Here is a 22,661-nt window from a genome sequence, read left to right as displayed (position 1 = left end):
GACAAATGCCGTCAGCCCAGCAACGTCCTTCGCCGCTCCAGGCTCTCGCGCGGCCAGACCTCGCTGCTGTCATAATAGGCCTCGACGGCCCGGGCGCCGTCGGGAAGCCGGACCCAGGGCAGCTTCGAGCGCGTGTAGATATGGATGTCGGGCTCGACGTCCTCGGGTCTATCGAGAGTACCGACGCGAACGAAGCGCAGGACATCCCTTGATCCGCCGTAGTTGCTCCACAGCGCAACCGCGCACTCAGGACATCGCCAGATCTGCTGTCCGCGTCCACTTTCGGAAGGGGTCATGAACGGTTGGGGAGAACCCTCGATCGTTTCGACTTCGGCGCTTTCGATCAGGGCATTGATCACGAATGCGGATCCCGTCTCCTTCTGGCAGGACCTGCAGTGGCAGCAATGAACGAACATGGGTTCCCGAGTAAGGCGATACCGGACGGCACCGCATGCGCAGCCACCCTCGCGGCTCACAGGCCCGCGACCTTTGCCGGTCCAGCTTTCGCCATCTCCGAGACGAGCTTCAGGGCCTGGTGAGCCGACAGTGCGGCGCCTTCCTGCCACAGCCCCTGGTAGCTGAGATGCTCGCCCGCAAAGACGATCGGGCCCTCCGGCTTCAGGAGTTCAGCATATTCCGGCGGGCGCGGCTGGTTTCCGGCGGGACCTCGTTGCCAGATGGCTCCAACGCCTTCCGAATAAGGAACCAGTCCCCACCCGACCGAAACTCCCTTCGAGAGTAATTTCGAGCGCCCTGGATGAAGAGCTTCGACGGATTCGCGGCTGACCCGGAGGCGCTCCTCGTTGCTGAAGGCCGCAAACTTTTGGGGATTGTCGGGGTTGGTCCAGCCCGCAACATAGGCGCCAACGAGAACTCCCTTCGAGGCCCCGAAGCCGCTGGAAGGATATATCACGTTCTCGTTGGCCCGGTCGGTCCAGGCGAGGCCACCGAAAATGTTGTCGTCGGTCTCCCAGAAACGTGGAGCCTCGAACGCCACCTTGACGCTCGGGAGGTATTGAACCGTCTTGAGAGCGGCATTCTTCGCGGCCGAGAAATCGTTCGGAATGCGCGAAAGGAGGTTCGCGCCCAATGTGCAGATGCAAAGGTCGGCCTCACTGATCCGCTTTCCCGGTCCATGCTCGATCCGAACGCCGCCTGCTGTCCGGCGAATTGCGGTAACCGGCGAACGCATCCTCACTACAGGCTTTACCTCGTCGTAGATGGCGTGCGCGATCCGGTCCATGCCGCCAACAGGCTGGAGCATGGTCATCTGCATGTCCCAGATATGCTCGAACAGATAGGGCAAGCCGATGGCCGGCGATGGAGCGAGCTCCTTGAAGCCGAGCGGGGGCAGCGCAACTGGCGACTGGGAATAGGCCCCGCCCTCAACGGCCCAGCCAGAAGAGCCGGATGGCACGTAATCCCCCTTGGGACCCAGTGAGCCATAGGGCACCAGGAACTGCCGGACCGCTGCGAGCTCGTCCGCCGAAACGGCTCCATCGAGCGCCTTGCGATCGATCGCCTTCGCAAGCAGCTCCGCCAGCTGACCGCGAAGATCCTCGACCCGTCGCCGCTCGGGATAGACCTTCCCGCCGAAGTCCCATCCCGCGTTTCGGTTGTCGTTGATGAAAGGTTCGAGCTGAACGCCAAGGCGCCGCGCATAGCCAAGGATCACGCGGTGGGTGGAGGGAATGCGGGCGGGCCCTGCATTGAAATAGAGGCCCGCCGAGAAGCTCGCGAGCTGGTCGGGCCGGCGATCCTGGACGATGCGATCACCGCCCCGGATGGTCCAGGCTCTTCCGCCGATCCGATCACGCGCCTCGAGGACCGTGACCCGGTAGCCGGCCCGCCTCAGTTCATAGGCCGAAACCAGCCCTGCTATTCCGGCTCCAAGGATGATGACCGAGTGGCCGTTGCCCGATGTGGGCGGAAGGCGGAAATTCTCTGCTCCCGCCGGGGTCGGCACCGCGAGGCCCAACGTCTCCATCGCCATGTAAGCCGCGGCGATGCCACCGGCCTTTCCGACATGCTCAAGTAGTGCCCTTCGCGTCAGCGCCATCGACTCGCCCCCTTCTCGCCAATGCCCTCGACAGACTGACAGCAATTCAAGGCCGGTGCCGTAAAATTTCGATCGGCCGTTCGCATCGGCTCGTGCGGTCGAGCGTTGTCCGCCTGAAACCCCCAACGTTAACGGAGCAAGATGATGGCGGAACATTCAGAGACGATCAGCACATTGAACACGCTGATCGCGACCACGATCGATAGCATCACGGGCTACGAGGACAGCGCCCAGAACTTCGACAACGAGCGCTTCCGCGAAATCTTTCGCGAACGAGCGAACGAGCGCCAGCAAATCGTCGATGAGCTCCGGTCCGAAGTGCGCCGCCTCGGCGGCAATCCGGAGGACGACGGATCGTTCATGGGCAAGGTCCACCAGCGTTTCGAGGACCTCAAGGCGGCAATTACCGGCCGCGACGAGAAGGCGATCATCAACGAGGTCGAGCGCGGCGAGGACTATCTCAAGGAAAAATGGCAGGCGGCCCTGCAAAGCGGCGACCTTGATGGAGAGACTCACGACCTCGTCGAACGGCTCTACCAGCAGGTGAAGTCAGGCCACGACCAGATGAGCGCGCTGAAGCACGGTATGGAGACGCCTTCACACGCCTGAGATCCAGGCTAAAGTTGATCTTGCCGCCCCTGGTTGGGGTGGGGCGGGGCGATCCCAAGGCCAGCGGGATCGCCCCGATTTTTCTTCCCTAAAGGATCAATAACCCATCAGCGCGAGCACTTCGCGGCGGCTTCGCTCGTCCTCGCGAAACGTGCCCATCATCCGACTGGTCGTCATCATCACGCCTGGAGTGGAAACGCCTCGCGCGGTCATGCACGCGTGGCTCGCCTCGATGACGACGGCAACGGCCTTGGGCTGGAGATGCTGCCATATCGTGTCGGCGACCTGTGCGGTCAGCCGTTCCTGCACCTGCAGGCGCCGCGCAAAACCGTGAAGCACACGGGCGAGCTTGCTGATCCCGACGACCTTGTCGCGGGGAAGGTAGGCAATGGCCGCCTTGCCGATGATCGGTGCCAGGTGATGTTCGCAATGCGACTGGAACGGGATGTCCTTCAGAAGCACGATCTCGTCATAGCCGCCGACCTCCTCGAAAGTGCGGCTGAGATGAGCGGCAGGGTCTTCCTGGTAGCCCCGCGCATATTCACGCCAGGCGCAGGCGACGCGCTTTGGAGTATCAAGAAGTCCTTCGCGGTCCGGGTCGTCGCCAGCCCAGCGGATGAGGGTCCGAACGGCGTCCTTGACTTCATCCGGCACCTCGGTTTCGGCGCCGTTCTCGACGAGATCGCCGTCTTCGGGATCGCCGCGCTCATCGGACGGGGTCATGCGCAAAGCTCCCTCTCGATGGCATCAGCAACGTGAGCTGCCTGCTCGCGGATGTCAGGCACTGCGATAATCTCCCAATAGCGACCCTTCGTGAGCGGGCCCATTGCCCATAGATGCTCGCCGGCGCGGTTGGTTTCATCGACGTCGAGCCCGATGCCGAGATGATCGGGGCGGATCTCCGTCTGGTCCAGAAGGCTTCTGAGCAGCGGGTCGCTCGATCTTGCAATCGAATGGAGGGGACCTGTGCAGTTGAACGCATAAGCGAACCGTTCCTTCCGGCTCCGCTCGCTGCCCCGGGGGCGATACTCGACTTCGAGGCCGCTTCCGTTGCCTTGCGCCGAAAGGATGCGCCCGGCGACGACTTCGAGCCGACCATCGGCAACCATCCGCGCAACCGTAGCAGCAACTTCTGGCGCAATGCGGTGGCGATGAACATCCCACCAGGGCCGTGCATGCCGCAGAAAGCGTTGATGTTCCTCGCAGCTGAATTCCTGCCACAAGACGTGGCTGTACGGGCGAAGGCTGTCCACCGCGGCTCTCCAGCCGACCTGGGCGCTACGACGCCGAAGCCAGCGGAAAAGTGGTCGAAGGCCCCTGGGCAACTCGTCACGCGTCACTGCAGCAGGTTCGAAATCGGCGTGCCCGCGGGGTGCAAGGCCCCGGCGCGAAAGCGCCACGATCCTGCCGGAATAACCCGCCGCCTCGAGCGACAAGACGAGGTCGACCATGGTGAGGCCGGTGCCCACCAGCAGTGCCGATTCTCCCGTTGATGCAAGATCGATCACTGCAGCACGCGCTCCAGCGTCCCAGGGATTCCCGATGAACCGGCTTCCCGCAGCAGCAAAGGCGGCCAGTCCCTCCGGCTCCTGGTTGCCGATAGCAAGTACCAGGGCCTCAGCTCCGATCGAGGAGCCGTCGCTGAAACCAACACGCCATCCATCCTCGCGGCGCTCGGCGCTGCTGGCGGTAGCTTCTACCAGCTCGACGCGTCCGCTCGTCACCGCATCGTTCAGGATCGCCCCCAAATAAGTCGCGAAGAACCTTCGAGGAGCAAAGCCACGGCGGCTACCGCCCTCTGCCTCGAAGGCGCTCGCAAAATGGTCGGGCTCGCCGGCAAGGGCGCTCATGCCTTCCGCGCGTACGTTCAGGAGGTGGACGGCCTCGGTCGTCGAATATGCAACGCCCCTCCCCATGCGGCCGCTTCCGTCGATCAGGGCCGACCGAATTCCCCGACGAGCCAGCTGGGCGGCGACAATCGTGCCGGATGCGCCGCCGCCGACAATTGCGACCGGCACTTGCCGGTCAGATTTCGTAGTCAGGCCAGTTCTCCGGATTGGCGGCGCCAGCTTTGCGACGAGCCATGTGCTCATACATGTTGGTGATCGTCTTGCCGGCAGTTTGCGTGAACATCCCCGGGACGACCGCGTGGACCAGGCAGGCAAGACCGGCGCCGACGAGCTTGGTGCCGATCGCCACCGCGCCGACGCCGTGGCCAGCCCAGCTCATTCCGAGCGAACGCGGATGTTCGAGAAACAGGCGTTCTGCCATCCCTGAACGGTTCCCTGGTCCTTGCTGCGTTGCCATCGTCAGCCCTTTTTCCTTGGCGACCCCGACAGGATTCGAACCTGTGGCCCTCAGATTAGGAATCTGATGCTCTATCCTGCTGAGCTACGGGGTCGCTGGGGCACGAATAGGAGTAGGATGCGCGGCAATCAATTGATCTGGTTGGGCGGCGTCACGGGCACGATGAGGGGGGCGATGGGGACGCCGTCCTCGATAAGCGATTTTGCCTGCTCGAGCGTCGCATTGCCGTGCACCTGGGCAGGCTCCAACTCGCCCTCGTGCATCGCTCGGGCCGTGCTTGCAAAATCGTCGCCTACCCAGCGCGAGCTGCGAAGCATCGCGGCCTGGAGCGCGGCGAGTTTCGCGATGCCGCTCGAGGGACCCTTCCGAGGCACGCGCGGCGCCATTGGCGCCTTTTCCACGTCCGCGGACTGGCAAACAGGGCATTGCACCAGACCTGCCTGACGCTGCTCCTCATAATCCATGCCCGAGTTGAACCAGGCCTCGAAAGTCCCGCAATCTTCGCGACACTGAAGATCGAAAACGATCATAGGCTCACCGCTGCCGGGATCGGCCTTCGGTGGGTCAGCGCCGGTATGCGCGAACGAACGTCCGAGATGCGCTTGAGATCGACTTCGGCAAATCCCAGGCCGGTCTCCTCCTTCATGTCGAGCAGGACCTCTCCCCACGGATCGACGACGAGACTGTGACCGAACGTGTTGCGGCCGTCCTCGTGATGTCCGACCTGCGCCGCGGCGACCACGAAGAGCCCTGCCTCGATCGCGCGGGCCCTTAGCAGCACGTGCCAATGGGCTTTTCCAGTCGGGACGGTGAAAGCCGCCGGAACCGCGATGAGGTCCGCGTCCGATTCGGCAAGCCGCGCGAAAAGCCCCGGGAAGCGAAGATCGTAACAGATCGTGAGCCCGAGCTTGCCGACAGGAGTGCCGTTCACCAGGACGGCGCCCTTCCCTGCAGCGTAAACGCTTGATTCGCGCCAGCTCTCACCCGTTGGCAGGTCGACGTCGAACAAATGCATCTTGTCATAGGTCGCACGTATTTCGCCGGCACGGTCGATGACGAAGCCGCGATTGGCGACCTTGCCGTCCTCGCCAAGGACCGCGAGCGATCCGATGTGAAGCCAGATCCCGTGGCGCGCCGCAGCCTCGCGGCAGGCGGAGAGCACTTGGTCTTCCTCCTGTGGGCGCAGGTTCTTCGCCGCCCGAGCAGAATCGCGGTCCAACAGCCCCGACATTTCAGGCGTGAACAGCATCTCCGCGCCGCCGGCCGATGCCTGTTCCACGGCATGCGTCAATGTTCGCGCATTTGCGGCCGGGTCGATCCCGGTCGTCGACTGGAAAAGGGCGATCCGGGTCATGCGCCGAACAGATCGTCGAGCTTGCCGGAGCGATCCAGCGCGACGAGATCATCGCATCCGCCCACGTGATGCTCGCGGATGAAGATCTGCGGAACGGTGGTCCTCCCTTTCGCGCGCTGTATCATGAGGTCCCGTGCTTCCCCGCCGTAGTCGACTGGGATCTCGCGATATTCGACGCCCTTGGCCTCGAGCAGCTGCTTTGCTCGCCAGCAATAAGGGCAAAATGCCTTCGTATAGATTTCGACAGTCACGTTCAGTCCTTCAGGTCTGATACTTAGGCATGAGTCTCAACGCATCAACTGGAAAGGTTCACCCGCGCGCGTTCGCACTCACGGCTGAACGTGCATGGCGCAAGCCCGTCCGGACCTGTCCGCGGCGGGGATCGGAAAGGTGAACGGGAGATCCTTGTCGGCCACCCGTGCCCGGCGCAAAAGCGCGGCGGATGCCCGACCTCTTCGACATGAACCTGCGCGCGCAGCGGCGCGACCGCGCAGCGCGCAACGGGCCAGAACTGTTTCTTCTCGAGCGCGCCTTTGAAGACTGCCTGGAGCGCGTCTCCCTCCTCCAGCGCCGATTTGGCCGAGCCCTCTTGCTCGGTTGCCCTGATCCATCGTGGCGGCAACGGCTCGCCATCTTTGCCGACAAGGTCGACGTCCGCGACCCCGGTCCCCTGTTTTCGCTTGCCGCAGGAGCAGAGGCGATCATCGAGGATCGGTGGCACCCAAACCCGAACGATTACGGGCTGGTCCTTGCGCTTGGTACGCTCGACACCGTCAACGAACTTCCCCTCGCACTTCGTCTCGTCCGCCATGCAATGCAGGCCGATGGGCTTTTTCTGGCGGCCATGTCGGGCGGAGACACGCTTCCGCAGCTGCGCTCGGCGATGCGCGCTGCGGACAGGGTCGCGGGCGCTGCTGAACCTCATGTCCATCCAAGGATCGAAGCCTCGGCCCTCTCTTCCCTTCTCGTCGACGCCGGGTTCATCAATCCGGTCGTCGATGTCGATCGGGTTTGGGTCGCCTACTCATCCCTGGACGGGCTCGTGCACGACCTGCGGCAGATGGGCTCGACAAACATGCTGAGCGCCCGCTCGCGCTTTGTAAGCCGAGCGGCCCGTCAGGCCGCCCTGGATGCCTTCCGCGCCCTCGGTGACGGATCAAGAACGAAGGAAACCTTCGAAATCCTTCACTTGGCCGCCTGGACCGCCCAACAAAGATGAAGGCGCGTTAACTCTCCCCCGGGAAGAGTTGTTAACCCGACGTGACGTAAACCCGCCGCGTGGACGTGGACCAGAGGAGGGTGGCGTGATCGCTATCCGGAAGATCTTGCGCATGCTTCGCGCCGACGAACGCGGAGCCACTGCGATCGAGTACGGCCTGATTGCCGCGCTCATCGTCATTGCCATGATGACCGGCCTGCAGTCGCTTGGAGGCGGCGTCGGCGGAATGTGGGGCAAGCTTGGCAATACTGCCAACACCTACATGCCCTAAAGCCGATCTCCTGGTTCAGCCCTTCCGCGCACCATAAACCACGAGCTTGACCTTCTGACCCGGAACCAGAGCGCTGTTCGCGGCCAGCCCGTTCAGCGAAAGGAAGCGCTCCAGCCTGAACTCGCGATACGCCATGCGGCTAGCAAGAGACTGAACCGTATCTCCCGGACGTACCGTCTCGATATGGATGATTCGAGGTCGGATCGCGGCCGCTTGGGCAGGTGTGATGCGCCTCAATGAATTGATCATCGGGACGAACGGTCCGACGCCGTACCCCCCCGGGGTCAGCATCACGAAATAATAAACCCTGTCCGGGTCCCACTGGTAGGCGGCGACGCTTGCATCGATCGGACCTGAATCGGTCTCTACACGCGCCGTCGTAACGGCAGCGGGCATGCCATTGATCTGCACGTGCACTGGTTCCGGGACGGGGATGTTGAACTCGCCCCTCGTGAGCTCGCGAAACGCGAGCACAATCGCATTGTCGAGCGAACCGCGGAACTGGCCGCCCCTGAACTGCGCCTTTCCGGCCGATCCCGAAACCGTCACCGCGTCGGTACCGTTGGACATGAGGTAGCCCTGGGGCACGCTGAACTGGATCCTAAGGTCGGGATGCGTGAACGTTGCTCCTTCGATCACGCCCTGTGCCGGGTCATCATCGACATAGACTCCCTCAAGCTCGCTGAGGAAAATGTCGCGGTTGTGAACTCCCTTGCCGAGCCGGCCACTCGCACGCCCTTCGGCGAGCACTCTCTGCATGCGGTTTTCGCTCAGCGGGTGAGTGCTGGCCCATTCAGGGGTTTGCCGGTTGGTCCGGCCCTGGACGCGCTCCTCGAGCGCGCTTTCGCGGCTCAGCGCCGACAGAACGGCCGCGGCGCCGGCGGGATCATAGCCGGCCAAGATCATGTACTGCAGCGACAGAGTATCCGCTTGATATTCCTGCTCGCGCGAGAAGCTCAGCATGTCGAGCCGCGCCCGTGCCTGGAGGACGTCCGAGACTCCGCGTCCAAAGATCGCACCCACGATCTGTCCGAAGATCCCGGCCGTGCTGCGCTCGGCATATTGCTCGCGGATGTGCGCGTGGTTGGCCGCGATGTGACCAACCTCGTGGCCGAGCGCGAACGCCAGCTGGGACTCGTCGTTCATGAGGCCCATCAACTGGCGCGTCACGTAGACGTAGCCGCCCGGCACCGAAAAGGCATTCTCGACTGCCGAATTGAGGGTGGTGAAGTGGAGGGCCTGGCCCGGGTTGGCGATGCCCGAATAGGCACTGACGCGCCGGCCGACCGATTCGACATAGGCAGCTCGCAGTCCGGTTTCGGCGCCGCCGAGCTCCCTCACCAGCTCGGCATTCTCGCGCTGCGCGTCGGCAACGTCCTGCGGGTTGAGATAGTGCAGCTGCTGCGCCGCAGCCGGCGTCAGCGCCAGCGCCGCGCAGGCGATCAGAAGGAAGGTTCTACGCATCAGGCCGACCCGCTCTCCCGTTTCACTCCGATTAAGCGTTGGGGATTTTGAACGGAATATGACTGCGAGCGGTTCCTGGAGAAGTCCTAGCCGATGGCGAGGAACTTGGCCCGGCGCTGCGCGCGAAGCTCATCTCCTCCCAGCCGGCCGCAACCGTCGAGTTCCTCGACAAGGGCGCCTTTCAAGGCGCCGATCGCAGCTTCGGGGTCTCTTTGCGCTCCGCCCAGCGGCTCATTGACGATGCGGTCGACAATTCCGAGCCCCTGGAGGTCGGCCGCGGTAATCTTCATTGCCTCGGCAGCCTCGGCGGCCTTGTCGGCGGTACGCCACAGGATCGAGGCGCAGCCTTCGGGCGAGATGACGGAATAGACGGCATGCTCGAACATCAAAACGCGGTTGGCCGACGCAATGGCGACGGCTCCTCCTGAACCCCCTTCACCGACGATGACCGCGACCATCGGCACGTGCAATGCAAGGCATTCCTGCGTCGACCGGGCGATCGCTTCAGCCTGGCCGCGCTCCTCGGCCTGGACCCCGGGGAAAGCCCCCGGCGTATCGACGAGGGTCACGACCGGGATGCCGAACTGGTCAGCCATCTGCATCAGGCGGATGGCCTTCCGGTACCCTTCAGGCTTGGCCATTCCGAAATTGTGCTTCAGGCGCGAGGCCGTGTCGTCGCCCTTTTCGTGGCCCAGCAGCATGACACGTCGCCCGTCGATACGGGCAAAGCCACCGATGATCGCGGGATCGTCGGCGAACGAGCGATCGCCTGCGAGCGGTAGGAAGTCGTCGGCTATGCCAGCGACATAGTCCTTGAAATGGGGGCGGTCCGGGTGCCGCGCCACCTGCGCCTTCTGCCACGGCGTCAGCTTGGCATAGGTATCGCGCAGCAACTTGTTCGCTTTGCCCTCGAGACGAGCAACCTCGGCATCGATGTCGATGTCGGAACTGTTCGCCGTCTCCTTGAGCTCGGCGACTCGCGCCTCAAGCTCGGCAATGGGCTTTTCGAAGTCGAGATAGGTCTGCATTCGAAGGCGGCGCCTAGGCGGAAGCCACGGTCGAGGTCAACGATGCCTCGTCGCAAGCGGATGCTTCTCGTTGACCAGCTCGACGAGGCGCGCGCTGTCGACATGCGTATAGATCTGGGTCGTCGCGATGTCGGCATGGCCGAGCAGCGACTGCAGCACGCGAAGGTCGGCGCCGCCTGAAAGAAGGTGCGTCGCAAAGGCGTGGCGAAGGACGTGGGGGCTGACGCGTTCCGGGGCGATCCCCGCATCGGCCCCCATCTCACGAACGATCTGGAACAGGCGCACTCGGCTGAGGTGCGATTTTCCGCTCGGGAACAGCCAGATCGTGCCCGTTGGAGCAACCTCGAGCCACTTGGCGACCGCGACCTGGGCGCGCGAGGAAATGGGAACCAGCCGCTCCTTTGAACCCTTGCCCCGAACCATCAGGAAAGGCTGTTGGGGCCGGACCGCGCCGCGGGGCAGGCCGACGAGCTCGCTTGCCCTTAAACCGGAGCCGTAAAGCAGTTCCAGGAGGGCAAGATTGCGAAGGGCCGCAAATGCACCGCTTGCCGCCCGATCCTGCGCTGCTTCAAACATGCGGCCGACCTCGTCGGCATCGAGGATCCTTGGCAGCGGCCGCTCCAGCCGCGGCCTCGGGAGCGCCTCGGACGGATCGTCCGCGCGCAGGCCGTCATCGAAAAGGAAGCCGTAAAATCGCCTGAGCGCGGCAGAGCGGCGGGCGACGGTCGAGGAAGCAAGGTCCGACCATGCAGCACCGAGGCCCGAGAGGTCGTCAGCCGACGCCGAAGCAAGCGACCCAAGTCGCTCGGCGCTCCGCTCAAGATCGTTGCGATAGGCATCGAGTGTGTGCCGCGACGAGCCCGCTTCAGCCGCCATCATGTCAAGAAACCGATCGACCAGAGCGCGATCGTCAGGTGTCACGTCCGCGAAAGTGCCTCGGCGGCCACCATGCGCGCGGTGAAGTTCTGGCCCGTCCGCGAAAGAGCGGTGAGCGCATGATAAAGGTGGGCCGGCGGCACTCTTTCCCACGACGGGGTCTGAAAGCCGGTGCCCGTGAGGACGAGCACGGTCCCCCCCTGCCCCCGCACAGCGGCCGCATCGATCATCTTCGTCCAGCTCGTCACATGGCCAAGGCCGAGGCCGTAGCGCCGGTTGAGCGAATTGGCGGTGTCCGTGGTGATCCGGCCGAGGCCTGCAAGGCCCGCGACGAGGAAAGCGCTCCGCACGTGATCCCGGCTCTTGTCACGCTTGATGAACGAGGTGATCCGGCCCGTGCCCACGTCGGCCACGTTAGGCGCTCCAAGGGCAAGCATTGCCCAGCAGCGATCGGAAGCCTCATCGTCCATTCGGCTTACCGCCGGTATCCAGCGGGCGGCCGCCTGATCGTAGCCGCCCGAGAGCATGGCGGAGATGAGATCGGGCGCATCCTTGGCAAGGCTTGGATCGGGTTCGACGAGTGTCGCCGCGCGCGCGACAAGGGTATGTGCGGCTTCCTTCCGAAGTCCGTCCTTGCCCGTTGCAAGCAGTTTGCGGATTGCTCCGAGCCGCGCGTTTGCGTCCTTCCCCACGAATGCCTGACGCAATTGCCAGGCGTCGCTGTCCGGCAGGTCGCCCGGATCGGTGGAATCATAGATGGCCGAATAGAGATCGATCATCGTCTGGGACGAAAAGACGCCCAGGCCGGCAGCGATTTGCGCAGAAGACAAGCGCTGCTGCGCACTGAGCAGAGGAGCACGCGCCTGGAAGGCATGAAGTTGCACCGAGGCCTCGCTCATGAGGCGGTCAGGCGGGACCATCCCCGTTCCGGTCGCAAGGCCGAAACGCCAAGCGCTGAGCGAATCGACCGGATCCCACTCAATCGTCGTGGCCCGGCCACTCGCGCCCGCGCCCACGACCTTTTCGGCAAGCGCGAGATCGGCGCCGCCAATCCGGCCGTATCGCCGGGCCTGATCGATCATGGCCGAGGCGGCCTCGGGCTCGCCTGCAAGGGATGCGCACATGGCCTGCACGAGGCGCAGGACGCCCGAATCAAACTTCTTGATGCCGTCCTCGAGCGGGCAAAGCGCAGGAGGGTCGGCATTAGCGAGCGCGCTTTGGACCGCTACCTGTACCATCTTGGGCGTGAAGCGATCGGTGTCGACGCCCGCAACGAGCATACGTGCGCCATCGGCTTCGCCGAGGCGAAGCAGCAGCCAGGCCCGCTCCGCGACCCAGTCGACGCTGTTGACGTTCAGCGGCGCATGGATCTTTGCAAGCAGTCCGTCGCGAAGCGCAATGTGCACCCAGCGCGACGCAAGCGGCGTGTGCATTCGCCGCATGAGGGTCGAAAGGAAGGGGCCGCTCGCCTCGCCCCAGGCATCGTCGGCAAGGCCCGCGCGCCCGGGCGGCAGCGCCCCTACCGTTTGGGGATCGCGCCTTGCCCAGCCTGGATATTCGACCGGCGGACTGGGAGGCTGGAGGTTGGTCGACGAAACCTCTTCAACAGCGGTCTCGTCGCCGCCCCCTTCGGAGGGAGCGGCTTCTGACGTGGACGCTTGCGGCACCTGCGCAGCTGGAGCAGGCGTCGCGGGGGCCGGCTGGGACGGCGCGGCTTGCTGCGCGATTGCAGGCAGCGCCAGGACGATGGCTGCCGATGCAAGGAGTAGCGGCTTAATGCGCATTGCTCCCCTGCGCGACCGGAACCTCCACGGTGTGCGTCGGCTGCTGCTTGGGCAGCGTCGAGAGGAAAAAGAGGGCGCCGATCAGGATGACGGCGATGATGATGAGCACGACCAATCGGGACATGGCACCGGCTTTTGCCGAGCGCCAAAGCCGCTGTATAGCCCTTTAAGCGATGGAATTGGGCAAGCGTCTCGACCGGCCCGTAGTGCTGGTCGGGCTAATGGGGGTCGGAAAATCGACGGTCGGGCGCCGCCTGGCCCGCCGCCTAGGCGTGTCTTTCGTCGATACCGACGAGGAAATCGAAGATGCCGCGGGGTATCCGGCGGCAGAAGTCTTCGAACGCTATGGCGAACGGGATTTCCGGGACGGCGAACGGCGACTCGTCGCCCGCCTTGTCCAAGGGGATGTCCGGGTCATTGCAACGGGCGGCGGCGCCTATGTCGACCCGCGCACGCGCCGGTTGCTGAACGAGCGAGCAATCACGGTCTGGCTCGATGCCCCAGTCGACATTCTCGCAGAGCGGACGTCGCGGCGCGACACGCGCGCACAGCTTCGAAGCGGCGATCGCAAGGCGGTCCTCCACCGGCTGGATGCCGAGCGGCGACCTTCCTACGAGGAAGCGCACATCCACGTGAAGAGCGGCGACGGCGCCCATAGGGACGTCGTCGACGCCATCATCGATGCACTCGAAAAGCATCTCGCCGGCAGGGACAAGACCTAGGAAGGGTCCTGGACTGTCTCGCCGGGAAGCGGCCGGTCCGCAGCGAAAGCCGTTTCCCAGCCGGCACGGACATCGCCGGTCTCGCCCTGGAGCTCCAGCCGGTCGCAGTCACGCATCCGGTACTCGCGCTCGACGCGATCGATCTCCTCTCGCGGCACACCGCTCGCCCTCAGTGCCGCTTTTCCCATTGCAACCGCGCCTTCGAACAGCTCGCGCTCTGCAAAGGCAAGGTCGAGGCCCCTCAGCTGCAGCATGTGCAGGCGGTCGAACGTCCGCACCATGACCGAAGCCTGGGGAAAGGTCCTAAGAACGGCGGCAACCGCATCACGCGTCATCTCGCCGCCTTCATTATCGTTGCAAAAGGCGATCACCCTTGCAGTCTCGGCACCGGCTGTCCGAAGGAGGTCAATGCGCAAGCCATCGCCGTAATAGACCTTGGTCCCGAATTCGCTCGAAAGCTCGATCTGTGCCGGCTTCTTGTCGATGATGGTGACCCCGATGCCCTTCGCCATCATCATCTGGGCGACCGTCTGACCGAAACGGCCGTAGCCCACGACGATGGCGCTCGTTTCGGGCGACAGCTCGGGTCCGTCGAGGTCGTCGCGCTGCTCGTCGTCCTGGCCCTCGAGAAAATCAATGAAGCGCATGAGAAAGGGAGTCGCGGCCATGGAAAGCGTGACCACCGCGCTGAAGAGTGAGGCGGCGGTCGTCGAGATAAGCTGCGCTGCCGTTGCCATTGCAAAGAGGACGAACCCGAACTCGCCCGCCTGGCTGAGGAGCAGTCCAAGGCGGATGCTGACCTTCCAGCTGCAGCCGAACAGCCGGCTCAGAGCGCTGATGAGGATGGTCTTGGTAATGATGACGCCCGCCGCAAGACCAATGACCAGCAGTGGGCGCGCAGCAATGATCCTAAGGTCCAGCAGCATTCCGACGGAAAGAAAGAACAGTCCGAGCAGAATGGAGCGGAACGGCTCCACGTCGCTTTCCAGCTCGTGGCGATAGGGCGATTCGGCAAGGACGACACCGGCGACGAAGGCACCGAGCGCCGTCGATAGGCCGAAGTGGCGCATCAGGGCGGCAGCGCCGATGACCGTGAACAGCCCGGCAACGACGAACAGCTCGCGTTCGCCCATGCGGCCGATGAGGCGAAACAGCGGGTTGAGCACGAAGCGGCCGAAGGCGACGAGGCCGATGATCGCAAGCAGCGTGTAAAGAGCAAGCTTCCAACCGAGCGGAGCGCTCGGATCCGGCGACACCCTCGCCATCGCCGCGATGATCGTGATCAAGGGGACGATCGATAGGTCCTGGAACAGCAGGATCGAGAAGGCGCGCTCGCCCTGCGGCGTGTTCAGCTCGTTTTCCGAGCGGAGCATCGGCAGCACCTGCGCAGTCGAGGAAAGCGCAAGCGGCAATCCGATGGCAAGCGAGGCCTCCGGCGAAAAGCCGGGTCCGAAGAACAGGATGGCGGCAATCGCGACCCCGCAGAAGGAAACTTGCGCAAGCCCCAGGCCGAAAATGTCGGTCCGGAGTCGCCATAAGCGGCTTGGCTGAAGCTCCAGCCCAACGATGAAAAGCAGCAGCGCAATCCCGATCTCGGAGACGCTTTGAATGGCCTCCGGCTCGCGAAAGAGCCCGAGGACCGAGGGGCCGATGAGCGCGCCCGCGACGATATAGCCAAGCGTCGCTCCAAGACCCAGACGACGGAACGTCGTCACAAATACGAGCGCGACGCCAAGCATCAGCGCTCCGTCCCGAAGGAGCGTCCCGGTGGCGACTGGCGAAGCGCTACCCAATCGAGGCGGCGTCCATGGCCGCGAGCAGGGTTCGGAACGGCAGCAGGATCGCGCCGTGCCGCCCCCGCCGTGGCCTAGCGGGTTCAAGCGCGCTTATTCCAGGCCAGGGGGGCGTGTCGTGCTCGTCGGCAAGCCAGCGGCTGAGGTCGACCAGCGCTTCTGCGACCTCGTCGTGACTTCGGCCAATGCCATGTCGCTCGACAAGGGCAGCCGAGGCCTGACCAAACGCGCAGGCGTGCACTTCCATCGAGACGCGCTCGATGCGGCGCTCGTCGTCGAGCTGAACGGCCAGCGTGATGCGGCTGCCGCACATCGGAGACCTCAGCTCCGCGCGCCCGTCCTCGCGCTCGAGCTCGTGCGGCTCTCTTAGCGAGGCCGCCAGCCGCAGGATTTCGGTCGTATAGAGAGGCTCCGTCATTCCTTGCGCCAAGTAGTGCCGGAAGGACCGTCCTCCAAGACGATGCCCTCTTTCCTGAGCTCGTCACGGATGCGGTCGGCAGTGGCAAAGTCGCGCGCTTTCTTCGCCTCGGCCCGGGCCGCGATCCGTTCCTCGATCGGTGCCGCGTTTGCATCCGACTGGAACCACTCGGTTGCAGAATTCGCGAGGAGCCCGAGGAGGTTTGCGCTTGCCTTCAGCGTGCTGCCCTCGAGACTTCCCAGGCGCGAGAGGGCGAGCGGCGTGTTGAGGTCGTCACGAAGGGCGTCGAGCACGCCGTCATCAACGCTTCCGGCCTGCGCATCCCCGGCCTTGCGATAGAGACCGTCGAGCGTCGACTTGGCCTGCAAAACCAGAGCATCGGTCCACGGCAGCGGTTGCCGGTAATGCGCCGAGAGCAGCCCGAGCCGGAGCGTCTCGCCGTGATGGCCCTGTGCCAGCAGGTCAGCCGGCGTGACGATATTGCCGAGGCTCTTCGACATCTTCTCAGCGCCCATGTCGACGAAGCCGTTGTGGACCCAGAAGCGAGCGAGCGGCACGCCCCCATGCGCACAGCGGCTCTGTGCGATCTCATTCTCGTGGTGCGGGAAGATGAGATCGAGACCGCCCCCATGAATGTCGATCGTCTCGCCCAGGTGCGCCCGGATCATCGCGGAGCATTCGATATGCCAGCCAGGGCGGCCCCGTCCCCACGGCGATTCCCAGCCGATGACGCCCTCCCGGCTCGGCTTCCAGAGCACGAAATCGGCAGGATCGCGCTTGTAGGGCGCGATTTCCACTCGGGCGCCCGCGATCATCTGATCGCGGTCGCGCCTGCTCAGAACACCATATTGAGGATCGCTCGGAACCGAGAAGAGCACATGGCCGTCGGCCTCATAGGCATTGCCATGTTCGACCAGTCGCTCGATCATCGCGATCATCGGCGCGATCTCGCGGGTCGCGTGCGGCGCAATTGTGGGCTCCTGGACTCCAAGCGCCCCCATGTCCTCCAGATAGCGGCTCTCGTATCGCTCGGTGATCACCGAGGGTTCAACGCCCTCGGCCTCTGCCGCTGCAATGATCTTGTCATCGACGTCGGTGACGTTGCGGGCATAGACGAGGCTGTCGGACCCGAACTCGTGGCGGATGAGCCTCGCGAGCGTGTCGAAGATCACTGCCGGGCGGGCGTTGCCGATATGGGCGCGGCCGTAGACGGTGGGCCCGCACACATACATGGTGATCCGCTCCCTGTTGAGCGGAACGAAGGGCCGCTTTTCGCGAGCAAGCGTGTCGTGGAGGCGGATCACTGGGACTTCCCGGCGGGATTGGGCCTCAGCTGTCGCGCCTGCACCCAGTCGATAATGCCCCGGCCGCTTGCATTAAGCAGCGGGTAGGTCCTGGATTTCGTCATCCACTGCGGTCTGTCGGCCTGAGGTCCATAGACCATGTCGGTCGCAAGATTGGCGAGAAGGAAGAAAAGGGTTGCGCCCAGCAGGCCCTTGAGCGCTCCAAAGCCGCCGCCCAGCGTCCGGTCGAAGGGGCCAAGCACTGCATGCCGGCGGGTCCTTCCCCCCAGTTGCCGCGCAAGCAGCTTCACCAGCAGGAAGCTCGGAATGAAGAGGATCGCGAAGGCTAGCACCGCAGCCGCGGCCGAGCTCGTGTGAAAGCTGTTAATGAGCCCGGTCCACAACTGCGTGTGAAAAAGCTTGAGCATCGCGACGGCGACGATCCAGGCAAAGAGCGAAATCACCTCGTGCACGAAGCCGCGGACGAAACCGACGGCACAGCCACCGATCAGCAACAGGAAAACGAAGACGTCGAGCGCGGTCACGCCAAGGCGCTAGCCGAGCGAAACAGCCGATTCCAGCCCCGCTAGTCAAGGATCGGGCGATAGACCGCGACGCGCGTTGGCCCGGGAACCCGCAGCCGGGTCAAGCTGAGGCCCGCAGCGACCAGCGCTGCAATGGCGGCCGCAAGCATCAGCTGCGGCGCAACACCCACTCCTGCAAGGTGGAAAGCAGCGCCGACTGCAACGGCTCCGGCAGTCTGGCCGAGCAGCCTTGCAGTTGCCAGCATTCCGCCTGCTGCTCCCGACCGTGGCTTGGGAGCCGCGCTGACGATCGTCCGGTTGTTGGGCGATTGAAAAAGGCCAAAGCCAAGGCCGCAAACCGCCATCCGCCAGACAATGTCCAAATTGCTCGGCGAGGCGCCGAGGCGCGATAGAAGGAACAGTCCGGCGGCAAAGATCGCAAGCCCGACGCCGCCCAGGAGGCCGGCGTTCAGCCGGTCTGCCAAGCGTCCCGCCACGGGCGCTGCGATGCCGACCGCGATCGGCCAGGGCGTCATCAGCAAGCCGGTTGCGACAACTGACCGGCCGAGCACGCTCTGGAACAGGAACGGAAGCGCGACATAGGCCAGCATCTGAGCTGCGAACGAGACAACAGAAGTTGAGATCGAAAGGGCGAAAATCGGTATTCGCAGGAGGTCCAGCGGGATCAGGGGACGCGGATCGCGCCGCTCGCGCCATACGAGGATGGCACCGGCGACGACGCCCGCGATGATCAGTCCGAATGCCAGCTGGTTGCCCTCGCGTGCGTAATCCTCGGCACCAAAAACGATGAGGCCCATCATTGCCGCGCTCAGCAGTGCAGACAGCCAGTCGAAGGGCTGACCATGCCCCGCCGGGTCGGGAAGCGCCTTGCGGCCGACGATCAGCGCAGCGATGCCGATTGGAAGGTTGATGAGGAAGAGCCAGGGCCAGGAGGCTAGGCTGAGGATCAGGGCCGCGAGCGTCGGGCCGGTCGCGGCCGACATTGAGAGCACCATCGCGTTATAGCCGATGCCGCGACCAAGCATGCTGGAGGGATAGGTCGCCCGCACCAGCGCAGCGTTCATGCTCATGATGCAGGCTGCACCAATACCCTGGAAGACGCGTGCCGCGATCAGAAGGGGCAAGGTGCCGCCAAGGGCGCAGCCGACGGATCCAAGAGTGAACAGGGCAAGGCCCGGGATGTAGATGCACTTGTAGCCGAGCCGGTCGCCCAAGGCCGCGAGCGGCAGCAGCAGGATCGTGATGGTGAGCTGGTAGGCGTTGATGATCCACACGGACATCGCCGGGCTTGCCCCGAGCTCGCGGGCAATCGTCGGAAGCGCGACATTCGCAATGGCGCCGTCCAGCACGGCCATGGTCAACGCGAGCCAGATGCTGATGACGGACCAGTATCGTCGCGGAATGGGCAGACCGTCCTGGTGCTGGTCCTTGGTCGGGGTGGAAGTTTCGCGGTTCACGGCTGCCAGTCCATTGGCGACCGCCCCAACGAACCGCAACCCAATGCGGCCGCGCCGGCCCGTTTTCGAAGCGGGGTTAGGCCGGCCGGCGGACGATTGCGACGAGGCTGACGCCGAAGGGCATCGGGACCCGTCCGAGGAGGCCCGCTTCAAAACCGAAGACCCGCTCCAGGACGCCGTTCGCGAGGTCCCCCGGAAGCTTGTCATCCGCCGAACGACTGCGCGTTACCTTTCCGACCAGCCTTGCGGCGGCGACAAGCGGGTAAAGCAGGGTGTTGAAGTAGCTCAAAAGCTCCACCTCAAGTCCACTGCGCAGGAACAGTTCCTCAAGGCTGCCCTTCGTATAGCGGCGAAAATGGTGATGAGCCGTGTCGTGCGCGCTCCACATCCAGGGATTGGCCGGCACGGTCAGCAGGAGCTTGCCTCCCGGCTTCAGCCGGCGATGGATCGCGCGGAGCGAAGCGAGGTCGTCGGGCACGTGCTCGAGGACGTCGAGGAGGGCTACCAGATCGTAGGAATTACGCTCGAACATCGAGAGGTCGGGAAGCTTTGCTTCCTTCACCTTGCCGCGCAGGCGCTTGTTGGCGACGGCACGAGCCGAACGGTCGAGCTCGCTTGCCTCGACGCTTCCGAACTTCTTCAGCATCGCAAGATTATGTCCGGTGCCGCAGCCTACTTCGAGGATGCGCGCTTTGGCAGGAAGCCGGACCACTCGCCTGATCAGCGTTTCAAGAATCCGCCGCCGGGCCACGAACCACCAATGAACCTGATCGAGTTCGGCCATTCGGTCGAAGACGGCGCGTTCCATACTCTTCACAACCCTCCCGTTCGTCCGGGCCTGTCTGCGGCCAAAGAAGTAAAGGTCTCGTAAACCATTACCGCCTAGCCTCCTTGGAAACGGGAGGGAAAATTGGCTGCCCAGCGCAAGAAACTCGCAGTCGCATCGCCGCCGCTGGTCGGCGACCTTCGCGCTGCTCTCGTCAAGCGCGGCATGGTGGCGCCGCTTCTCTCCGTCGTCGTGCCAGTCAAGAACGAAGAAGAGGCGGTCCTGCCCTTCGTCGAGCGGGTTGGCGCAATCCTCGAGGAAATCGCACAGGGTGAAGGCTGGGAGATCCTCTTCGTCGACGATGGCAGCACCGATGCAACCCTCGCTGCGATCGTTGCCGCCAATCAGCGGGATCCGCGCGTTCGAGCGCTCTCCTTCTCGCGCAATTTCGGGAAGGAGGCGGCGCTAAGCGCGGGCCTCGACCATGCCCGCGGCAACGCGGTCATTCCGATGGACGTCGACATGCAGGACCCGCCCGAGGTGCTTCCGCAGATGGTGGCCAAGTGGCGCGACGGCGTCGAGATGGTGTTTGGAGTGAGAAGGTGCCGTGCGAGCGACCCACTTCCCAAGCGCCTGACCGCCGGCCTCTATTACCGTGCGCACAATTGGGTCAGCCAGGACAAGATTCCGGAAAACGCGGGCGACTTCCGGCTGATGGACCGCAAGGTCGTCGACGTGATCCGTGCGCTTCCCGAACGCAACCGCTTCATGAAAGGCCTGTTTGCCTGGGCGGGGTTCAGACAGGCGGCGGTTGAATACGACCGCGTCGAACGGGAAACGGGGACGACCAAGTTCAACTACTGGAAATTGTGGACATTGGCGCTCGACGGCATCACGTCGGCTTCGACCGTGCCGCTGCGCATCTGGTCCTATGTCGGTGCCGTCATCGCGCTCTTCGCCCTTTGCTATGCTGGCTTCATTGCCTTCGACACGATGGTCTTTGGCAATCGGGTCCCCGGCTATGCATCGATCATGGTATCGGTGCTCTTTCTTGGGGGCGTCCAGCTCATCTCGCTGGGCGTGCTCGGCGAATATGTCGGGCGCATCCTCACCGAGACCAAGCAGCGCCCGCTCTACGTCGTTCGGGACACCGTCGGGATCGAGCCACTGGCCCACTAGGGATCCTGCTTGCCGCTGCTATCGCGTTACCGGGCGCCGCCGGTCCGGTGTGCAAGGAGGATGCCTCGAGACTGATCAGCGGCCGAGTATCTGGTCGACGAGTTGCCGCAGGTTCGCAAATTCGCCAGTGCTTAGCCCCTCGCTTCCGTTCGCGCCCCGCGGCCCCCAGGCCGAATCAAAGCCGAGCTTGGCAGATTCTTTGAGCCTTAGTCCCAGATGAGCGACCGGCCGGATCTCGCCCGACAGCGCGATCTCGCCAAGGACGACGCAGTCGCTCGGAACCGGCCGTTCCGAGAGCGCCGAGACGAGCGCCGCGGCCACTGCAAGGTCGGCGGCGGGGTCGCTCAGCCGGTATCCTCCGGCGACGTTAAGATAGACTTCCGCGGTCGCAAAGCTGAGGCCGCAGCGCGCCTCGAGCACGGCCAGGATCATCGCGAGTCGCCCGGCATCCCAGCCCACCGCCGCCCGCCGTGGAGTGGCTCCGGTCGCAAGCCGTACCGTGAGCGCCTGAATTTCGACGAGAACCGGGCGCGAGCCCTCGATCGCCGGAAACACGCTCGTTCCGCTCACCGGCTCTCCGCGATGCGTAAGAAACAGGGCCGAGGGATTGGGCACCTCCGTCAATCCCTGTCCCTCCATCGCAAAGACGCCGATCTCGTCGGTCCCGCCGAAGCGGTTCTTCATCGCGCGAAGGATCCGGTACTGGTGACTTCGTTCGCCCTCGAAGCTCAGGACCGTGTCGACCATATGCTCGAGGACGCGGGGACCCGCGATCGTTCCGTCCTTGGTGACGTGACCAACGAGCACGAGTGCCGAGCCGCGTTCCTTGGCGAAGCGGACCAGTTCCTGCGCGGACGCCCGGACCTGGCTCACTGTCCCTGGTGCGCCCTCGATGAGGTCGCTGTGCATCGTCTGGATCGAATCGACGATGAGAAGCGCCGGAGGTTCGCCCTCACCGACGGTGGTGAGGATGTCCCGGACCGACGTTGCGGCAGCAACGCGTACGGGCGTTCCGCCAAGCCCCAGCCGGATTGCCCGAAGCCGCACCTGTTCGACCGATTCCTCCCCCGAAATATAGGCGACCTTGCTGCCGGCGGAGGCGAGCCTCGCCGCGATCTGCAGCAGGAGCGTTGATTTGCCGATCCCCGGATCGCCTCCAACGAGCATCGCCGAGCCGGGAACTATCCCTCCACCGATTGCACGGTCGAACTCAGCAAGGCCGCTCGGCAGCCGTTGTGGAAGGACAGCCGGGGTCTCGAGACCCACCAGCGGAATGACGCGCCCACCGCCCTGGAGGTTGTGCTTGGCTGCAAAGATGCTCGAGACCTCGGCGCCTTCCTGGACGAGCGTATTCCACTCGGCACAGTCGGGGCACTGGCCCTGCCAGCGGCTCGAAACGGATCCGCATGCTTGACAGACGTAGCGCGATTTCACCTTTGCCATGACGGGAACAATACACGAACGCTGGTGCCGTGAAAGAGGAACTGGAACAGCAGTGCAGACCGACGGGGACCGCCTTGGTATGAC

The 22,661-nt window shown here is 64.2% G+C and carries 25 protein-coding genes and 1 tRNA gene; 5 read left to right on the top strand and 21 right to left on the bottom strand.

Annotated features, from left to right (window positions below; genetic code table 11):
- Positions 1 to 11 precede the first annotated feature (11 nt).
- Both V8192_RS12670 and V8192_RS12665 read right to left on the bottom strand, forming a co-directional pair.
- Positions 12 to 476 carry a GFA family protein gene (locus V8192_RS12670; protein ID WP_444529435.1) on the bottom strand — a complete coding sequence of 155 codons (465 nt, stop codon included), beginning with the start codon at positions 474 to 476 and terminating at the stop codon, positions 12 to 14.
- Positions 473 to 2,059, bottom strand: coding sequence for a flavin monoamine oxidase family protein (locus tag V8192_RS12665; protein ID WP_341633463.1), 1,587 nt, complete (start codon positions 2,057 to 2,059; stop codon positions 473 to 475). Before V8192_RS12665 ends, V8192_RS12670 begins: the two co-directional genes overlap by 4 nt.
- 144 nt (positions 2,060 to 2,203) lie before the next feature.
- On the opposite strand from V8192_RS12665, the gene V8192_RS12660 reads away from it, so the two are divergent.
- Positions 2,204 to 2,668 (top strand): PA2169 family four-helix-bundle protein, encoded by a 465-nt coding sequence (locus V8192_RS12660; protein WP_341633462.1) that lies wholly within the window; start codon positions 2,204 to 2,206, stop codon positions 2,666 to 2,668.
- 96 nt (positions 2,669 to 2,764) lie between these two features.
- Here the strand turns inward: V8192_RS12660 and folE are convergent, their stop codons facing one another.
- The 7 genes from folE to grxC form a co-directional block, all read right to left on the bottom strand.
- Positions 2,765 to 3,391, bottom strand: a complete 627-nt coding sequence (gene folE, locus V8192_RS12655; protein ID WP_341633461.1) for a GTP cyclohydrolase I FolE — start codon at positions 3,389 to 3,391, stop codon at positions 2,765 to 2,767.
- Positions 3,388 to 4,686: an FAD/NAD(P)-binding protein gene (locus tag V8192_RS12650; RefSeq protein ID WP_341633460.1), complete on the bottom strand. Its 1,299-nt coding sequence runs from the start codon at positions 4,684 to 4,686 to the stop codon at positions 3,388 to 3,390. Before V8192_RS12650 ends, folE begins: the two co-directional genes overlap by 4 nt.
- A 7-nt stretch (positions 4,687 to 4,693) precedes the next feature.
- Positions 4,694 to 4,939 (bottom strand): DUF6356 family protein, encoded by a 246-nt coding sequence (locus tag V8192_RS12645; protein ID WP_341633459.1) that lies wholly within the window; start codon positions 4,937 to 4,939, stop codon positions 4,694 to 4,696.
- Positions 4,940 to 4,992: 53 nt separating this feature from the next.
- Positions 4,993 to 5,069 (bottom strand) — tRNA-Arg (locus V8192_RS12640).
- A 34-nt stretch (positions 5,070 to 5,103) separates the two neighbouring features.
- Positions 5,104 to 5,505, bottom strand: a complete 402-nt coding sequence (locus V8192_RS12635; RefSeq protein ID WP_341633458.1) for a DUF1178 family protein — start codon at positions 5,503 to 5,505, stop codon at positions 5,104 to 5,106.
- Complete coding sequence (locus tag V8192_RS12630) at positions 5,502 to 6,329, bottom strand: carbon-nitrogen hydrolase family protein (protein ID WP_341633457.1); 828 nt, start codon at positions 6,327 to 6,329, stop codon at positions 5,502 to 5,504. The genes V8192_RS12635 and V8192_RS12630 overlap by 4 nt, the downstream gene beginning before the upstream one ends.
- Positions 6,326 to 6,580 (bottom strand): glutaredoxin 3, encoded by a 255-nt coding sequence (grxC, locus tag V8192_RS12625; RefSeq protein WP_341633456.1) that lies wholly within the window; start codon positions 6,578 to 6,580, stop codon positions 6,326 to 6,328. Before grxC ends, V8192_RS12630 begins: the two co-directional genes overlap by 4 nt.
- Before the next feature lie 191 nt (positions 6,581 to 6,771).
- Here grxC and V8192_RS12620 point away from each other — a divergent pair, with 191 nt between their 5' ends.
- Positions 6,772 to 7,548, top strand: a complete 777-nt coding sequence (locus tag V8192_RS12620) for an SAM-dependent methyltransferase (RefSeq protein WP_341633455.1) — start codon at positions 6,772 to 6,774, stop codon at positions 7,546 to 7,548.
- Positions 7,549 to 7,660: 112 nt separating this feature from the next.
- Positions 7,661 to 7,819 carry a Flp family type IVb pilin gene (locus V8192_RS12615; protein ID WP_341633823.1) on the top strand — a complete coding sequence of 53 codons (159 nt, stop codon included), beginning with the start codon at positions 7,661 to 7,663 and terminating at the stop codon, positions 7,817 to 7,819.
- A 15-nt stretch (positions 7,820 to 7,834) separates the two neighbouring features.
- On the opposite strand, the gene V8192_RS12610 is transcribed toward V8192_RS12615, so the two are convergent.
- From V8192_RS12610 to V8192_RS12590, 5 genes are all read right to left on the bottom strand, one after another.
- Positions 7,835 to 9,283, bottom strand: a complete 1,449-nt coding sequence (locus tag V8192_RS12610) for a M48 family metalloprotease (RefSeq protein WP_341633454.1) — start codon at positions 9,281 to 9,283, stop codon at positions 7,835 to 7,837.
- Positions 9,284 to 9,369: 86 nt separating this feature from the next.
- The gene (locus tag V8192_RS12605; protein WP_341633453.1) at positions 9,370 to 10,311 is read right to left on the bottom strand and encodes an acetyl-CoA carboxylase carboxyltransferase subunit alpha; all 942 of its coding nucleotides are present in this window, start codon (positions 10,309 to 10,311) and stop codon (positions 9,370 to 9,372) included.
- Between the two features lie 36 nt (positions 10,312 to 10,347).
- On the bottom strand, positions 10,348 to 11,232 hold the full coding sequence (locus tag V8192_RS12600) for a tyrosine recombinase (RefSeq protein ID WP_341633452.1): 885 nt from the start codon (positions 11,230 to 11,232) through the stop codon (positions 10,348 to 10,350).
- On the bottom strand, positions 11,229 to 12,971 hold the full coding sequence (locus V8192_RS12595; protein WP_341633451.1) for a hypothetical protein: 1,743 nt from the start codon (positions 12,969 to 12,971) through the stop codon (positions 11,229 to 11,231). The genes V8192_RS12600 and V8192_RS12595 overlap by 4 nt, the downstream gene beginning before the upstream one ends.
- Positions 12,961 to 13,095 (bottom strand): hypothetical protein, encoded by a 135-nt coding sequence (locus V8192_RS12590; protein ID WP_341633450.1) that lies wholly within the window; start codon positions 13,093 to 13,095, stop codon positions 12,961 to 12,963. Before V8192_RS12590 ends, V8192_RS12595 begins: the two co-directional genes overlap by 11 nt.
- A 49-nt stretch (positions 13,096 to 13,144) precedes the next feature.
- On the opposite strand from V8192_RS12590, the gene V8192_RS12585 reads away from it, so the two are divergent.
- Positions 13,145 to 13,693 (top strand): shikimate kinase, encoded by a 549-nt coding sequence (locus V8192_RS12585; RefSeq protein ID WP_341633449.1) that lies wholly within the window; start codon positions 13,145 to 13,147, stop codon positions 13,691 to 13,693.
- Here V8192_RS12585 and V8192_RS12580 read toward each other — a convergent pair.
- The 6 genes from V8192_RS12580 to V8192_RS12555 all read right to left on the bottom strand — a co-directional run bounded on the left by V8192_RS12580 (position 13,690) and on the right by V8192_RS12555 (position 19,973).
- The gene (locus tag V8192_RS12580; RefSeq protein WP_341633822.1) at positions 13,690 to 15,432 is read right to left on the bottom strand and encodes a monovalent cation:proton antiporter-2 (CPA2) family protein; all 1,743 of its coding nucleotides are present in this window, start codon (positions 15,430 to 15,432) and stop codon (positions 13,690 to 13,692) included. The genes V8192_RS12585 and V8192_RS12580 overlap by 4 nt on opposite strands.
- A gap of 46 nt (positions 15,433 to 15,478) precedes the next feature.
- Positions 15,479 to 15,904, bottom strand: coding sequence for an iron-sulfur cluster assembly scaffold protein (locus V8192_RS12575; protein WP_341633448.1), 426 nt, complete (start codon positions 15,902 to 15,904; stop codon positions 15,479 to 15,481).
- Positions 15,901 to 17,208: a cysteine--tRNA ligase gene (gene cysS, locus V8192_RS12570; protein ID WP_341633447.1), complete on the bottom strand. Its 1,308-nt coding sequence runs from the start codon at positions 17,206 to 17,208 to the stop codon at positions 15,901 to 15,903. Before cysS ends, V8192_RS12575 begins: the two co-directional genes overlap by 4 nt.
- Positions 17,205 to 17,732: a CvpA family protein gene (locus V8192_RS12565; RefSeq protein WP_341633446.1), complete on the bottom strand. Its 528-nt coding sequence runs from the start codon at positions 17,730 to 17,732 to the stop codon at positions 17,205 to 17,207. Before V8192_RS12565 ends, cysS begins: the two co-directional genes overlap by 4 nt.
- A 41-nt stretch (positions 17,733 to 17,773) precedes the next feature.
- Positions 17,774 to 19,189 carry an MFS transporter gene (locus V8192_RS12560; protein ID WP_341633445.1) on the bottom strand — a complete coding sequence of 472 codons (1,416 nt, stop codon included), beginning with the start codon at positions 19,187 to 19,189 and terminating at the stop codon, positions 17,774 to 17,776.
- Positions 19,190 to 19,265: 76 nt separating this feature from the next.
- Positions 19,266 to 19,973, bottom strand: a complete 708-nt coding sequence (locus V8192_RS12555; RefSeq protein WP_341633444.1) for a class I SAM-dependent methyltransferase — start codon at positions 19,971 to 19,973, stop codon at positions 19,266 to 19,268.
- A 126-nt stretch (positions 19,974 to 20,099) separates the two neighbouring features.
- Here V8192_RS12555 and V8192_RS12550 point away from each other — a divergent pair, with 126 nt between their 5' ends.
- Positions 20,100 to 21,134: a glycosyltransferase family 2 protein gene (locus V8192_RS12550; RefSeq protein ID WP_341633443.1), complete on the top strand. Its 1,035-nt coding sequence runs from the start codon at positions 20,100 to 20,102 to the stop codon at positions 21,132 to 21,134.
- A gap of 75 nt (positions 21,135 to 21,209) precedes the next feature.
- Here the strand turns inward: V8192_RS12550 and radA are convergent, their stop codons facing one another.
- Complete coding sequence (radA, locus tag V8192_RS12545; RefSeq protein WP_341633442.1) at positions 21,210 to 22,577, bottom strand: DNA repair protein RadA; 1,368 nt, start codon at positions 22,575 to 22,577, stop codon at positions 21,210 to 21,212.
- Between the last annotated feature and the right edge of the window lie 84 nt (positions 22,578 to 22,661).

Source organism: Sphingomonas agri, assembly GCF_038148795.1.
Taxonomy (GTDB): domain Bacteria; phylum Pseudomonadota; class Alphaproteobacteria; order Sphingomonadales; family Sphingomonadaceae; genus Sphingomicrobium; species Sphingomicrobium agri.
This window is presented reverse-complemented; position numbering and strand designations above follow the sequence as displayed.